This is a genomic window from Clostridium sp. DJ247 (assembly GCF_014231265.1).
Window position 1 is genome coordinate 1 of record NZ_JABAIW010000026.1, and the last position, 13,788, is coordinate 13,788.

At 30.2% G+C, this 13,788-nt stretch carries 18 protein-coding genes, 1 rRNA gene and 1 pseudogene; 18 read left to right on the top strand and 2 right to left on the bottom strand.

Annotated elements, in window-relative coordinates; genetic code table 11:
* Window positions 1-145: 145 nt before the first annotated feature.
* The 13 genes and pseudogenes from rrf to HGI79_RS11725 all read left to right on the top strand — a co-directional run bounded on the left by rrf (window position 146) and on the right by HGI79_RS11725 (window position 7,224).
* Window positions 146-262, top strand: a 5S ribosomal RNA gene (rrf, locus tag HGI79_RS11665).
* A gap of 340 nt (window positions 263-602) precedes the next feature.
* Window positions 603-914 carry an FAD/NAD(P)-binding protein gene (locus HGI79_RS11670; protein WP_185650865.1) on the top strand — a complete coding sequence of 104 codons (312 nt, stop codon included), beginning with the start codon at window positions 603-605 and terminating at the stop codon, window positions 912-914.
* A 266-nt stretch (window positions 915-1,180) separates the two neighbouring features.
* Window positions 1,181-1,570 carry a NusG domain II-containing protein gene (locus tag HGI79_RS11675; RefSeq protein ID WP_185650866.1) on the top strand — a complete coding sequence of 130 codons (390 nt, stop codon included), beginning with the start codon at window positions 1,181-1,183 and terminating at the stop codon, window positions 1,568-1,570.
* 10 nt (window positions 1,571-1,580) lie between these two features.
* Window positions 1,581-2,111 (top strand): Gx transporter family protein, encoded by a 531-nt coding sequence (locus tag HGI79_RS11680; RefSeq protein ID WP_185650867.1) that lies wholly within the window; start codon window positions 1,581-1,583, stop codon window positions 2,109-2,111.
* A 57-nt stretch (window positions 2,112-2,168) separates the two neighbouring features.
* Window positions 2,169-2,912: a polyprenyl synthetase family protein gene (locus HGI79_RS11685; RefSeq protein ID WP_185650868.1), complete on the top strand. Its 744-nt coding sequence runs from the start codon at window positions 2,169-2,171 to the stop codon at window positions 2,910-2,912.
* The gene (locus tag HGI79_RS11690; protein WP_185650869.1) at window positions 2,912-3,136 is read left to right on the top strand and encodes a hypothetical protein; all 225 of its coding nucleotides are present in this window, start codon (window positions 2,912-2,914) and stop codon (window positions 3,134-3,136) included. Before HGI79_RS11685 ends, HGI79_RS11690 begins: the two co-directional genes overlap by 1 nt.
* Before the next feature lie 144 nt (window positions 3,137-3,280).
* Entirely contained in the window at window positions 3,281-4,003 is a 723-nt protein-coding gene (locus HGI79_RS11695) for a phosphatase (protein WP_185650870.1), read from the top strand.
* Window positions 4,004-4,112: 109 nt separating this feature from the next.
* Window positions 4,113-4,379, top strand: a complete 267-nt coding sequence (locus HGI79_RS11700; RefSeq protein ID WP_185650871.1) for an aminotransferase class I/II-fold pyridoxal phosphate-dependent enzyme — start codon at window positions 4,113-4,115, stop codon at window positions 4,377-4,379.
* Window positions 4,380-4,480: 101 nt separating this feature from the next.
* Window positions 4,481-5,269, top strand: coding sequence for a PhzF family phenazine biosynthesis protein (locus HGI79_RS11705; protein ID WP_185650872.1), 789 nt, complete (start codon window positions 4,481-4,483; stop codon window positions 5,267-5,269).
* A gap of 415 nt (window positions 5,270-5,684) precedes the next feature.
* On the top strand, window positions 5,685-6,089 hold the full coding sequence (locus HGI79_RS11710; protein ID WP_185650873.1) for a YkvA family protein: 405 nt from the start codon (window positions 5,685-5,687) through the stop codon (window positions 6,087-6,089).
* Between the two features lie 200 nt (window positions 6,090-6,289).
* Window positions 6,290-6,517: pseudogene (locus HGI79_RS11715) on the top strand (endonuclease V); the annotation flags it as partial.
* A 108-nt stretch (window positions 6,518-6,625) separates the two neighbouring features.
* Window positions 6,626-6,844, top strand: coding sequence for a hypothetical protein (locus HGI79_RS11720; RefSeq protein ID WP_185650874.1), 219 nt, complete (start codon window positions 6,626-6,628; stop codon window positions 6,842-6,844).
* A complete protein-coding gene (locus HGI79_RS11725) occupies window positions 6,844-7,224 on the top strand; it encodes a spore coat protein (RefSeq protein ID WP_185650875.1) in 381 nt (126 codons plus the stop codon). The genes HGI79_RS11720 and HGI79_RS11725 overlap by 1 nt, the downstream gene beginning before the upstream one ends.
* Window positions 7,225-7,383: 159 nt before the next feature.
* Here HGI79_RS11725 and HGI79_RS11730 read toward each other — a convergent pair whose 3' ends face one another.
* Complete coding sequence (locus HGI79_RS11730) at window positions 7,384-7,773, bottom strand: L,D-transpeptidase (protein WP_185650876.1); 390 nt, start codon at window positions 7,771-7,773, stop codon at window positions 7,384-7,386.
* A gap of 431 nt (window positions 7,774-8,204) precedes the next feature.
* Here HGI79_RS11730 and HGI79_RS11735 point away from each other — a divergent pair, with 431 nt between their 5' ends.
* Entirely contained in the window at window positions 8,205-8,999 is a 795-nt protein-coding gene (locus HGI79_RS11735) for a VIT1/CCC1 transporter family protein (protein WP_185650877.1), read from the top strand.
* A 291-nt stretch (window positions 9,000-9,290) separates the two neighbouring features.
* Complete coding sequence (locus HGI79_RS11740; RefSeq protein WP_185650878.1) at window positions 9,291-9,965, top strand: LysE family translocator; 675 nt, start codon at window positions 9,291-9,293, stop codon at window positions 9,963-9,965.
* Between the two features lie 96 nt (window positions 9,966-10,061).
* On the opposite strand, the gene amrS is transcribed toward HGI79_RS11740, so the two are convergent.
* Window positions 10,062-10,916, bottom strand: a complete 855-nt coding sequence (amrS, locus tag HGI79_RS11745) for an AmmeMemoRadiSam system radical SAM enzyme (RefSeq protein ID WP_185650879.1) — start codon at window positions 10,914-10,916, stop codon at window positions 10,062-10,064.
* Window positions 10,917-11,192: 276 nt separating this feature from the next.
* Between amrS and HGI79_RS23490 the strand changes: the two genes are divergently transcribed.
* The 3 genes from HGI79_RS23490 to HGI79_RS11760 all read left to right on the top strand — a co-directional run bounded on the left by HGI79_RS23490 (window position 11,193) and on the right by HGI79_RS11760 (window position 13,735).
* On the top strand, window positions 11,193-11,636 hold the full coding sequence (locus HGI79_RS23490) for a hypothetical protein (RefSeq protein ID WP_313885208.1): 444 nt from the start codon (window positions 11,193-11,195) through the stop codon (window positions 11,634-11,636).
* 114 nt (window positions 11,637-11,750) lie between these two features.
* Entirely contained in the window at window positions 11,751-12,692 is a 942-nt protein-coding gene (locus HGI79_RS11755; RefSeq protein WP_185650880.1) for an alpha/beta hydrolase, read from the top strand.
* A gap of 482 nt (window positions 12,693-13,174) precedes the next feature.
* Window positions 13,175-13,735, top strand: a complete 561-nt coding sequence (locus HGI79_RS11760) for a TetR/AcrR family transcriptional regulator (RefSeq protein ID WP_185650881.1) — start codon at window positions 13,175-13,177, stop codon at window positions 13,733-13,735.
* Window positions 13,736-13,788: the final 53 nt, after the last annotated feature.

The following is a 13,788-nucleotide window of genomic DNA, read 5'->3' on the forward strand; positions in this document are numbered from 1 at the left end:
TTTAAGCTTTACAGCTAATCTGTGCAATTTTCAGAGAACAAATAATCTCTCTTAATACAGAGATTATAGTTTTTAATAAAACTCCAAAGCTGGGGCTTCGGAGTGGCCGATCATCACAAAATCTCAGATTTTGGATGCCTGGCCATCTAGTGGTAATGACGTGAAGGCTACACCCGTTCCCATTCCGAACACGACGGTTAAGCTTCACCGTGCCGATGGTACTGCAGAGGAGGCTCTGTGGGAGAGTAGGTCGCTGCTAGGTAAATAAGAAAAACGCTAAACATGATGTTTAGCGTTTTTTTGTGTTTATGCTTCAATTGTATACCCTTTTCTGCTCCTAATTCAAATACAGTTAATGACATAATATCTGCAAGCATATTACTATTTGTGCTACTATTATTAACTATGACTGTGGCACTTATAACAAAGTTTAGCCAAATCTTTAGAAACTTTTATAGTTTAAGGGTATATTTTATTGGTAAAGTGATATATTTATGGAAACTTCATAAAATCCACACAACCTTGTGTTATAATAATTATAGAATTCAAATAATATTTGGAAATGGAACTTTAAATTTTTTAAGTGAGTATTAGGTGATTAAATGTTAAATAAGACAAAAATATTGGTTTTAGGTGCAGGATACAGTGGAGTACATGTGGCTAAAAAATTAGCTAAGAAGTATAAAAAGAACAATAATGTAGAAATTACATTAATAGATAAAAATCCCTTCCATACTTTAATGACAGAGTTTCATGAGATAGCAGGGGGAAGAGTTCACCCTGAATCAGTCCAGATTGAACTGAGTAAAATATTCAGCAGAACAAAAGTTAATGTAGTTACAGACTATATTGAAAAAGCTGACACAGATAAAAAAACAGTAATCACAACCTTTGGTAAGTATGAGTATGACTAACTTGTAAAATGTAAAAATACTTTGATTTCTATAGTTGACTTTAATATAGGTAGAGTGAAGTTCACTCTACCTTATGATTTATCCCATAGCTAACTGCCACTAATACCCACGCTTCTTCAAGCGGTGGCATATGTGGCAGTAGGCTCCTGGATTCGTTCAACTAAGAATCAGGTGGGGACAAAACTCCATCTGATTCAAGTTTCACTTTATTTATGAGTTAAATTGTCAGTAAAATCCTAAATAAAATAAGAGCGGAGTAAGTGCCTATGTTTAAAAAATGGGATATAATTCTTATAGTATTATTAATATGTGTATCCTTTATTCCAGAACTCATTTTCGGAGTAATAATGAATCGAAACTATAAAGGGACCTATGTAGAAATAACCTTAGAAGGCAAATTTTATAAAAAAATCCCTCTGTCCGAACACAGAGGTGAAGAAGAATTTAATGTTAAAACTAAACATGGATATAATTTAATTAAAATAAAAGATCAGTCTGTTTCTATAATCGATGCAGACTGTCCGGATAAAATTTGTGAAAAACCCGGCTTTATATCAAAGCCGGGGCAGAGTTTAGTCTGTCTTCCACATAAGTTAATGGTGGAAGTTAAGAGTTATGATAATAAAATTGATGATGATGTTATACCTGCGAACTGAGGTGGATTAAATGAAAAAAACATCTAGGATGATTTATATAGGGCTTTTAGTTGCTCAGGCTTTGGTTCTTTATATAGTTGAAGGTATGATTCCAGTACCTTTTATTACGCCTGGTGCAAAACTTGGACTAGCTAACTTGGTTACGGTTATAGCATTATATACCTTTGATAATAATAGAGACGCTTTTTTAGTAGTTATACTAAGACTTATATTATCAACTATATTTGGCGGTAACCTTTCTTCATTTATCTATAGTGCTGCAGGTGCAATCCTAAGTTATTATGTAATGATTTTTGTAAAGAAAGTAGGAAAAGACAAGCTTAGTATTATAGGGGTAAGTGCTTCAGGTGCTGTTTTTCATAACGTAGGACAACTAATTGCAGCTTCTGCTATAGTTAATAATATAGACGTTATGCTGTATTTACCTGTTTTATCTATAGCGGGTATTGGAACAGGAATTTTTATAGGTATAACAGCCAACTATGTAGTCAGACATATGGTTAAGTTACCATATTTTAGAAAAATTAATGCAGGGGAATGATGGATATGGATAAGATATGATGATTTAAGAGATGAATTAAAAGAAGTAATTGCCATTATGGAGACTAATATTAAATGCAAAGATAAAAACATAGAAAATTCTATTAAGGATTTAATCCATTCTGGTGGAAAGATGTTAAGACCTGCGTTTGTTATAATATCCTCACATTTCGGTGATTACGATACTGAAAAGGCAAGACCTCTAGCTGCTGTAGTAGAACTTCTTCATATGGCCACCTTAGTTCATGATGATGTTATAGATGATGCTAAGATTAGGAGAGGTCAGGAAACTATTCAGTCAAAATACGGAAAAGATTATGCAGTATATATAGGAGATTTCCTTTTCTGTGTGTGTTTTAAAATTCTAGCTTCATCAGCAACCCTTCAAAACATAAAGATAGACAGTAATTCCATGTCTAGGATTTGTTTAGGAGAAATAGGTCAGTTAAATTCAAGATTTGATAGCAGGCTTTCAGTAAAAAACTACTTAAGTAGGATTTCTGGTAAAACCGCAGAGTTATTTTCATTGTCATTATATATAGGAGCTGCAGAAAATGGCTGTAGTGATATTGTTTGCAAACATTTTTGGAAGATAGGGCATAATATTGGGATGGCTTTTCAAATTATAGATGATGCTTTAGACTATATAGGAACTAATGACTCAATACGAAAATCTGCAGTAATTGATATAAAACAAGGGATATTTACACTTCCACTTATTTATGCTGCAAAGAAAAATAAGAAGGCTTTTCAGTCCTATCTTGAAAAGCAGAGTTTTTCAGATGAAGATGTAATGGAATAATGAATGTTAGTATAAATATTATTGAAGTTCTTTATATATTCCTAATATCACTGCCTTTAATAAGTGGTATTGCAAATATTATGCTGTCGAATAACATTTGTGACATAGAGGATGACCTTGAAAATAAGAGATATACTCTGCCAGTATACATCGGCAGTGACAATGCCTTGAAGCTTTATAAAGCACTGTACTATATTGCATATATATCTATAACGGTGGTATGATTAAGAGAATGATTTATGTTGATTAATTTATTATATTATTAGTTTTCTTTTGATAACATTACCAATTTAGGTTTTTATTTTGTAGAACTTAAGTATATAATAAAGATAATATAGATTTAATTGAAAATTGAGAGGAGTTAACATATGAAATACGCTATCGATGTACATACACACACAATTGCAAGTGGTCATGCTTATACCACGCTATTAGAAAATGCAAAGTATGCCAGTGAAATAGGTCTTGAGCTTCTAGGTACTACAGATCATGCCCCTTCTATGCCTGGTGCACAGCACCCTTGGCATTTTGGAAATCTTAAAGTAATGCCAAGGGAACTTTATGGTGTAACTATGCTCTATGGTTGTGAAGCCAATATAATTGATTATGATGGAAATATAGATTTGCCATTGGAAATACAGGAAAATTTAGATATCATGATAGCTAGTATTCACGATCCCGTAATGGAAGTAGATAAAAGTCCAGAATTAAATACTACAGCTTTTTTGAATGCTATGGATAACCCTTATGTACATATAATAGGCCATGCTGGTAATCCTAAGTTCCCAATCTATGAGGAAGAATTAGTTAAAAAGGCAAAAGAAAAAAACATACTTATTGAAATAAATAATAGTTCTTTTGTAAGATCAAGGATTGGAAGTGAAAAAACATGTGCCAAGATAGCTCTTCTATGTAAGGAGCATGGGGTAAAAATAATATTAAACAGCGATGCACATTCCTGTTTTCAAATAGGAGGATTCGATGCTGCGGTAAAAATACTGAAGAGCATAGATATGCCAGAGGAACTAATTATAAATAGAAGCAAGACAGAGTTATTAGACTTTTTAAAAAGTAAAGGAAAACATTTTTAGGTTCCACTTATAACTTAATATAAATATTTCTTTAGAGATAAATCTGTTGGTTTTCCCAAATTCAAGAGCAAAAAGAAAAATTGTCATAGTTTTACTACCAATAATCAAAATGATAAAGTATATTAAAGAAGAGTTTCCACAAGATGTAAAATATACTTTACCAGATGGTGGATTATTTATTTGGGTAGAACTTCCTTTACACATTGATGCTAGTGAGGTTTTTATGAAGGCCTTAGATAACAATGTGGCCTTTGTACCAGGAGAATCCTTCTTTCCAAATTATAAGTACAAAAATACATTTAGATTAAACTATTCTAATATGCCAGATGAAAAAATTATTGAGGGAATTAAGCGACTTGGTAAAGTACTTAAGTAAGTAATATATGATTAGATTCATATCAGTTACCTTATAGTATTCAGATATAACGAACACATTATGTATTTTTAAAGCGATGAAAATAATAGGAGTGGTTTGCAGTGAAAATTCCAATTTATCAGATCGATGCATTTACCAATGAACAATTTAAAGGGAATCCAGCAGCAGTGTGTCCACTAGAAAGATGGATTGATGATGATTTAATGCAGAAGATTGCTAAAGAAAACAACTTGTCGGAAACTGCTTTCTTTACAAAAAAAGATGATATATACGAATTAAGATGGTTTACTCCAGAAGAAGAGATAGATTTATGCGGACATGCTACCTTAGCAACTGCTTATGTTATATTTAAATATTTAGAAAAAGATTTAAGTAAGGTAATTTTCAATACGCAGAGTGGAATTTTAGAGGTATCTAAAAAAGGTTCCTTAATCACGATGATATTTCCGTCAAGAGAAGGTAAAAGCTGTGAAATACCAAAAGAACTAGTAATGGGATTAGGAAAGGAACCAAAGGAATTATATAGATCTAGAGACTATATGGCAGTATTTGAGAAAGAGGAAGATATAAAAAATCTTAAGCTAGATATTGAAGAATTAAAAAAGTTAGATGTATTTGGAATAATAGTAACTGCTAAAGGTAAGGAGGTAGATTTTGTTTCAAGGTACTTTGCTCCAAAATCAGGAATAAATGAAGATCCTGTAACAGGGTCAGCACATTGCACACTAGTTCCATATTGGAAGAAAACTTTGAAAAAAAATGAATTTGTAGCATATCAGTTATCTGATAGAGGAGGAAAGCTATACTGTACTGACTTAGGAGAAAGAGTAGAAATATCCGGTGAAGCTGTTTTATATTTAGAAGGATATATAAATTTGAATTTCAAATAGTGACAACATAATGCATAGTTAAAGCCTGTATCTAATTTTTGGGTACAGGTTCTTTTGTTGCTATAATAAGATTTAACTGTAAAATAGTTAGGTAATTATGTAAATTTAGTTTATATATTTATACTAAATACATATGGTAAAATATTAAATATAGCATAACAGATACTATAAAGTAAAAATCTGCATATATCATAAAAATATTAAGAGACTTAAAATGTGAAGCTATTGTTAAAGTTAAACATTTTATGATAGTATAATGAATTAAAAGGATTAGAGTATTTTAGTGATGATGTGTTTAATGATAAAATGTTAAAGCTTAAGAAACATTATAAAGCTGATTAAATTTTGTATCTTATTAAGCATGGCTTTATGGGAATAACTTCACAAAAAAATTTATTTGAATTTGAGGTGTTTTATGAAGAAAAAACTAAATGAAAGGTTTAAAACATGTTTTCTTGCATTTAAACTAAAAGTTAAAAAAATAAAAAATGACATTGGAGCATTATATTTAGCATATAAAAGACCTGATGTTCCCTTCTATGCTAAATTAGTTTCCATATTAGTAGTAGGATACGCTTTAAGTCCTATAGATTTTATACCGGATTTTATACCTGTTTTAGGATACCTTGATGATTTAATTTTAGTACCGCTTGGGATTTATTTTGCCATTAAACTAATACCAAGTGACATTATGAATGAATGTAGGCAACAATCAGAAAATATATTTAATGACGGTAAGCCTAAAAACTGGCTTGCGGCAGGTATTATAGTTTGTATTTGGATTATAATAATTGGTTACATTTTAATAAATATATTTTAATTTTTTATAGTTGATTAAAGTATTAGGCAACGGTTGTAATTTATGGATTATAAATATTAGTATTTGTATATTTATTAGAATTTGGTTAACAATCTCAGAATTATGTCAACTAAATCTTAAAGTAAACCAATACGAAAATGATTAAGAAGCTTTTTATCAATTCTAAGATTTAAGTTATAAGCATAAAATTAAATACCTCAATATTAAAAGCAGCAAAGAAAATTACTGTTGCACCAGATATTTTTATGTTTGATGGAAATGGTTATCTACATCATAACAATATGAGGATAGCTACACATGCTTCTTCCTTTTTAAACAAACCCACTATAGGAGTAGCGAAAAGTTATTTAAAAATAAATAATGTGGATTTTACTATGCCAGAAAATAAAGTAGCAGCATATACGGATATAGTTATTGGAGGAAGAGTGTAAGGAATATAACGATCTATGAAAGTGATCCGTTAGAAAAGAAAATGATGAATATAGATTAGTAAGATATGCAAATACTAATTTCGAATAACTTAAGGAGGTGCTATAATGGCATTATTATCAACAAAAGAATTAAATTATGTAAAAGATTTACTGTCCTTTGAGCTGCTCATAGCAAAGAAGTGCAAACAATATTCAGACCAGGAAGTGGATGCTCATTTTAAAGGTGTGTTTAATCAGGCAGGTCAGCTGCATCAGCAAAACTATCTTTCTCTGGTGGATTACCTAGCTCAGGTTAAGGATAGTCAGGGAGGGGTAAATCAGTAATGGATAATAGAAGCACAGTTACCAGTAAATTTGGAGTACAGAAAATAGGAAAAGGAAAATCTCCCGTTTTGCCTGAGAAGAAAGACCCCACAATAAATGTAAGAGATAGACTTAATGATGTGCTTATTGATGAGAAGCATATATTAAACAGCTACCTTACGAGTTTAAACGAAATTATAGACCAGCAGTTATTTGACATGATTAAGAAGAACATAGAAAATTGCAGACTGCTTCAGAGAAAAATGTTTGAGCAAATGTTTGATTTAGGTGAATACCAGGCTGATACTGCAACACCACAGCAAATAGAAGATGCAATGGATATGTTCAATAACTATAAGATACAACTTCCATACCCTCAAAACGAAGTAATGAAACATTAGCTTTAGAAGAATTTAAGAACTCATAAAAGAACTACATATCTAGAAGAACGCTGAATCTAAGGATGAGTTCATTAGAACGCCGAAGAACTACTTTAGTAGAAGCCTCGGCGTTTATTTTTTAAATAAGATATAAAACTCTTAAGTATTAGTTTTAGCAAATTAAATGATTTTTACCACAGTACCTACAGGAACTAGATTGAATACTTCAATCACATCTTTGTTGTACATGCGAACACAGCCATTGGATACATTTTTACCTATAGAACTAGGATCGTTAGTTCCATGAATCCCGTAATCTCCTCCAGGAGCATTCAATCCCATCCACCTTGCACCAAAGGGTCCCCCAGGATTTACAGCTTTATTTACAATTTTAAAAGTACCTTTAGGTGTTGGAGTTGATGGTTTACCCACTGCAACCTTGTAAGTCTTGAAAACCTTACTGTCTCTAAATAGTGTTAGACTACGATTGTTAACGTTAATAGTAATGCTGTAACTAACTCTGTAGTAGTTGGAATATTCATCAAAATATAAATATGGACATTTAAACATAATACTCTCCAGTAAAATTAATATATATTATAATATTAAACTTTATAGAATTGGGTGAATATAAAGTTGATCCATTGAAGAATAGAGGGTTATTTGCATATATATAGTATTTATAATTATAAAATAAATATTATTAATTTGTAAAAATAATTGATTAATATCCGTTCCCATTCCAAACACGAAGGTTAAGCTTCAAAGTGCCGATGGTACTGCTTTAATTTCAGTTAACAAATTATTCATAAATCCTATGCTTTGCATAGGGTTTTATAATTTTTAAGCATATATATAGATTAGTTTAAATATAGTAAAATGTGGGTAAACTCTGTACTTTTAAATTCAAACTTAGATATTAAGAAACATAAGAGAAAAATATCAGCAATTCTTTGTATAGTTCAATATTTAAATAAGCATTGTATTTAAGGGGGATAACTATGTTTTCTAGGAACTTAAAAAAGGCTAGGGATGCGTTTAAAAATAAAAACGTAGATGCAACAATCAAAGCTCATTCAAAGGATAAAGTTAGTGCTGTGGAAGGACATAATCAGGAGCAAGGAAAATATATTAAAAGTCTTGTTTACGGAGGATTAGATGGAATCATTACAACTTTTGCAGTAGCGGCAGGGGTAGCAGGAGCATCTCTTTCAGCAGGAATTATGCTGATTTTAGGTTTTGCACATTTAATTGCAGATGGTTTCTCTATGGCTATTGGAGATTATTTAAGTTCAAAAGCAGAAACCGAATATAAACAGGAGGAAAGACAAAGAGAAATTTGGGAAGTAGAACATTATCCCGAAGGAGAAAAGCAGGAACTAGTTGAAATATATATGGAAAAAGGAATTAGTGAAAAAGATGCAAAGACAATTACAGAGATTATTTCTAAATATAAGAAGGCATGGGTAGATATTATGGTTGTAGAAGAACTTCAAATAGTAGAGGAAAACGAGTCTGCAGTAGGTAATGCTCTTGTAACTTTCTTTTCTTTTCTTATATTTGGATTTATCCCATTAGTTGCCTATGTAGTATCAAAATTTATTCCTGGAATACAACAAGATACATTTATGATTACTTGTATTTTAACAGGAATAACTTTATTTATATTAGGGATGATTAAAGTAAAAATAACAGGAAAGAATTGGTTTATTTCTGGTTTGGAGATGCTAATTGTAGGTGGAATTACTGCTGCTGTAGCATATATAATCGGAGTTTTATTAGCAGGCTTAGCATAAGATAAACTTATCAAAAGATAAATTGAACCAAATCAACTAGGTATTTTTAGAAAAATTCTGCTTTATTAAGCCATACATCTAATTTTAATAGGTGTGTGGCTATTTAATTTATTTTCCTAAGAAGTTCATGATATAATTTAATAAATATAATATAAAACAACTATAAGATAATTGCTATTACTGCTATTTAAGCATTATATAATTAATTAGAGATTGTAGGTATGATATTTTATTTAGTAAGTTACGGGTATAATAACATTAAGAAATTAGTATTTTACTAGGAGAACTAAGATGAAGGATTTTTCTATTATTTTGAGAGTTATTTTATCTGGATTTTTTATAGGAGTAATAATTTCTATTCCGCTGGGACCAGCAGGCATAGAGTCAGTAAAAAAAACCTTATCTGATGGATATAAGAATGGTATAGTATTTATTTTGGGATCTTTAATGGCTGATTTGGTATATATGTTCTTATTGGATATAGGATTAGCGTCAATATTTATTAATCAAACAGAAAAAGAAAATTTATATTATTGGATTATTTCGGGATTAATATTGATAATAGCTAATTACTTTTTTAATAAAAGGAAAAAGCATGAGATAAAGAAGCGCACATATAATAATTCATATATAATATCTTACTTGTCAGGCTTTGTTCTTACATTTTTAAACCCAGCATCTATAACAGTATGGCTTACTTTAAGTGCTATATACATAGCATTTTTGGATACTATGACACATTCTTATTATTTTATTTTTTTATGGTCAGCTTGGCTTGGCATGGTGGCATGGTTTTTTATACTAAATTATTTAGCTGTAAAAGGATTTGAATTATTAAGGCCTTCTAAAAAAGAAAGAAAAAATCATATAATTACACGGACGTTAACAATTGTTACTGATAATTCAATGACTATTATGGGCGTAGGGTTTATTTTCTATGGAGTTTATAGGTATATGTTAAAATAATAAATTGTGTAAAAGTTTAACCGTATGGGGAAATCTCATACGGTTTTTTGCTACATTTATTATATAACGTAATTACAGTATATATAAATAAATCTTTTAAATATTACCTAGATTCACCCTATTAAGATACTTCTTAGCTGTTTCCTCTGCTTTGAACATAAAATTTACATCAGTAGGAGCCTTTTCTAGTTTGTATCTAGGAAAATACCTAGATAGGTGAAGAGGTATATCTTTATTTATAGAACTTAAAAATTTTGCTATAGATTCTATTTCATCCAAGCTATCATTTTCGTCAGTGACTAATAAAGTAGTTATTTCTATATGACATTTTTTTGCAGAAGTTTCAATGGTTTTAAGTACAGGATTAAGGCTTCCTCCGCAGATGTGATTATAATATTTGTTACTAAAGCTTTTTAAGTCAATATTCATGGCATCAACATAAGGAAGTAGCTCTTTTAATGGCTCTTCACTTATATATCCATTAGTTACAAGTACTACTGATGAATTTTCATCGGTTTCCTTTAAAAGTTTTGCTGAGTCGTACACATACTCATACCAGATACTGGGTTCATTATAAGTATAGGCAATACCTATGTTATCCTTTATTTTTAATATATTTTCAACCAGCTGTTCTTTAGATACAAACTGACTATTGGCTTTGAATTGAGAAATATTATAGTTTTGACAAAAACCACAGATGAAATTGCAGCCAAAGCTTCCTACCGATAAAATATTGGTTGAAGGTTTAAAGTAAAATAGTGGCTTTTTTTCTATGGGATCTAAACTAGCAGAAGTTATTTCGCCATAGTTTATAGTGAATAATTCACCATTTTCATGAGTTCTTACGTTACACTTACCAATATGGCCGTTCTCGATAACACAATTGTGGGGACATAAAAAACAATGTATTTTATCATTTAATTTTTCATAGAATTTAGCTTTTACCTTCATAAAATCATCAATCCTTTAAAGTTATATTTAAAATTTAAAAGTTAAATTTTATAGTAGTTGATATATTTATATGGTTTAGGTTTGCCTAGTTGTAATATTAAAATACACATCATTTAAATAATGAAAATTTACTTTTCAAACAAAATTCGGTTTACGTCATAAGAGCTGTTACTTCTAAGAAATTCATCTGTGAAACTCCTATATTTTTTTGAAAACTTTTCCAAAATAATTGGTACATGAAAATCCTACCTGCGTTGCAATGCTTTCAAGGTTCATATGCTATCTAATATTGCAAAAACAGGTGGTTCATTTCTATTGCCAATTGCAGCAATGTCCAATGTAGCACAAGGTGCGGCAACACTTGCAGTTTTATCTATTACTAAAGATATAAAAATAAAAAGCATTGCATCAGCAGCAGGTATTATTTCTATAAATATAGTTAATTTTAAATGTATACCTTTAAAGAAACTTCATTCAAGTTACCATGTAATAGAAGATGAAACAGGATATAAACTGACAGATGCACTTCAGGTTCACTTAATGAGGAATATATCAGAATGTAAAAAGTTCATACAAAATTATGTTGATAAAGTAATAGTATATAAAGACCACGTTGAAGTAATATTCAACGTGGTTTTTGACTTTTTGGAGAAAAGTAATCCATTGAGTATAATTAGTAACGATAAATTTTGTATTTTTATAAGGATTAAAGTAATATAGATGACAGAATAAGAGATTGATGGTATAATAAAGAAAATAATTAATTTTACAATAATAGGTATTTTAGGAATAAAGGAATATATAACCATAAACACACGAAGGAGAGTAATAGATATGAATAAAAAATATGATATTAGTCCAGATTTTGAAGAAGTAATTCGATTAGCAAGGGATACAGAAGAAGAGACATTAGAACTGTTTCAACAAATCAATATGCTTGGAAACTCTTTATTAAAAAAGAATGAAACTGATAATAAAGTTAAAATAACAAAGGAAAAAATAAAAAGTTTTGATGGAGAAGAAATTGAAATCCAAGTTTTTGAACCACATAATATAGAAGATAATGCACCTTGCTTAGTTTATTATCATGGTGGTGGATTTATTCTGAGAGTATTTGAATATCAAATAAGTTTTATTCGTGAATATTCTCTAAAGGTAGGATGTAAGGTTATTTTTGTAGATTATAGACTAGCTATGGATTATCCATTCCCAACAGCAGTAGAAGATTGCTATACTGCACTTAAGTGGATTTATGAAAATGCAAATAATTTAGGAATTGATACTAATAAAATTGCTGTTGGTGGAGATAGTGCAGGTGGTGCATTAGCGGCTGCAGTAACTCAAATGGTACGTGATAGAAAAGGTCCTACTATCTGTTTCCAAATGTTATGCTATCCTGTAACAGATAGTAGACAAATAACTGAATCAGCAAAAATGTTTGATGATACACCAGTTTGGGATTCTAATCTTAATGCATTGATGTGGGAATTCTATTTAAAAAATGGTGATAAGGGAATTAGAGAATATGCTTCACCAATGGAAGCAAAATCATTTAAAGATCTTCCACCAGCTTATGTAGAAGTTGCTGAATTCGATCCATTAAGAGATGAAGGAATAGCTTATGCAAATGCTCTGAGTGAAAATGATGTTGAAGTTAAACTTGTCCAAACAAAAAGAACTGTTCATGCTTATGATATGATTGCAGAAAGTAATATTACCAAAGAAAGTATAGCAAGAAGAATTAGTGTTTTAAAAGAAGCATTCAAAAATAAATAGTAATAATAAAAAGAATAAAATAGCAGTGGGTCTCACCCACCACGCTTCGCCTCCACCAATGAAACCCTCGACAGAAATGTCGAGGATTTTTTACCTTGTTAAATTTTATAGGATTATTAATAATGAAACATATTGTAATGACTAATCTTTATTTCATTTAAGAATTATAATTAATATTGCATTTTATGATTTATGTTTCCTTATACAAGCCATGTGGAGTGTCTAAAGGAGCAAAGATAATCTTATGTTATCAACAATCAAAATATGGAATATTGTAAAATCAATACGAATTTATTACATAATATCCTATGTTATGTTCATAAAGTTATAGTTTGTAAACACTAATTTGAAGTTATCTTCAACTTGGCTTTTGATTTTTTGAAGCAAAAAGAATATTTTAGTGTAATTACATAAGCTTTCAAGTAAATACTATATTGACTAATCAGTCATATCATTATAAGATAAAATTGGTGATAATTATTATGAATAAAGTAGAACAAATTTATGAAGCAGCAATTAAACTTTTCAATCAAAATGGCTTTGATAAGACACCAACCTCACAATTAGCAAAGGAGGCCGATGTTGCTGTAGGTACTCTTTTCCACTATTTTAAGACGAAAGAGGAGTTAATTAACAGTTTGTATCTAAAGTGTAAAGATTCTATGCTTGATAACATTCTTTCTGGAATCAATGAGGAAAAGACTTACCGAGGCAGGCTGAAACTTATCTATATAAATTTTATAAGATGGGGAGTGGAACATACAGAACAATATATGTTTTTTCAACAGTTTAGCAATTCAGTTTATATTCAGCAATCGACGCGAATAGAAGGAGAAAAAAAATTGGGGGTCTTAATGGATATTCTTGAAGAAGGAATAAAGCAAGAAATTATTCGAAAGGCTTCAGTAGAATATCTTCTTGAGATAACTTCTGCTATTTTTATGGCAAATATGGATTATTTCATTTTAAACAGAAACCAGATTTCCTTTGAGGCTTTCGTGGAAGAAACATTTGAGTTTATATGGAACTGTATAAAAAATTAATGATTTGAGTAGCCATATTGGTTACTCAAATCATTAATTTTTTAAAGTTTATA

Coding starts and splice junctions, on each gene's coding strand:
- HGI79_RS11670 (WP_185650865.1), top strand. CDS start 603: ATGTTAAATAAGACAAAAATATTGGTTTTAGGTGCAGGATACAGTGGA.
- amrS (WP_185650879.1), bottom strand. CDS start 10,916: ATGAAGGTAAAAGCTAAATTCTATGAAAAATTAAATGATAAAATACAT.
- HGI79_RS11735 (WP_185650877.1), top strand. CDS start 8,205: ATGTTTTCTAGGAACTTAAAAAAGGCTAGGGATGCGTTTAAAAATAAA.
- HGI79_RS11710 (WP_185650873.1), top strand. CDS start 5,685: ATGAAGAAAAAACTAAATGAAAGGTTTAAAACATGTTTTCTTGCATTT.
- HGI79_RS23490 (WP_313885208.1), top strand. CDS start 11,193: ATGCTATCTAATATTGCAAAAACAGGTGGTTCATTTCTATTGCCAATT.
- HGI79_RS11695 (WP_185650870.1), top strand. CDS start 3,281: ATGAAATACGCTATCGATGTACATACACACACAATTGCAAGTGGTCAT.
- HGI79_RS11725 (WP_185650875.1), top strand. CDS start 6,844: ATGGATAATAGAAGCACAGTTACCAGTAAATTTGGAGTACAGAAAATA.
- HGI79_RS11700 (WP_185650871.1), top strand. CDS start 4,113: ATGATAAAGTATATTAAAGAAGAGTTTCCACAAGATGTAAAATATACT.
- HGI79_RS11720 (WP_185650874.1), top strand. CDS start 6,626: ATGGCATTATTATCAACAAAAGAATTAAATTATGTAAAAGATTTACTG.
- HGI79_RS11730 (WP_185650876.1), bottom strand. CDS start 7,773: ATGTTTAAATGTCCATATTTATATTTTGATGAATATTCCAACTACTAC.
- HGI79_RS11675 (WP_185650866.1), top strand. CDS start 1,181: ATGTTTAAAAAATGGGATATAATTCTTATAGTATTATTAATATGTGTA.
- HGI79_RS11680 (WP_185650867.1), top strand. CDS start 1,581: ATGAAAAAAACATCTAGGATGATTTATATAGGGCTTTTAGTTGCTCAG.
- HGI79_RS11755 (WP_185650880.1), top strand. CDS start 11,751: ATGAATAAAAAATATGATATTAGTCCAGATTTTGAAGAAGTAATTCGA.
- HGI79_RS11685 (WP_185650868.1), top strand. CDS start 2,169: ATGGAGACTAATATTAAATGCAAAGATAAAAACATAGAAAATTCTATT.
- HGI79_RS11690 (WP_185650869.1), top strand. CDS start 2,912: ATGAATGTTAGTATAAATATTATTGAAGTTCTTTATATATTCCTAATA.
- HGI79_RS11740 (WP_185650878.1), top strand. CDS start 9,291: ATGAAGGATTTTTCTATTATTTTGAGAGTTATTTTATCTGGATTTTTT.
- HGI79_RS11760 (WP_185650881.1), top strand. CDS start 13,175: ATGAATAAAGTAGAACAAATTTATGAAGCAGCAATTAAACTTTTCAAT.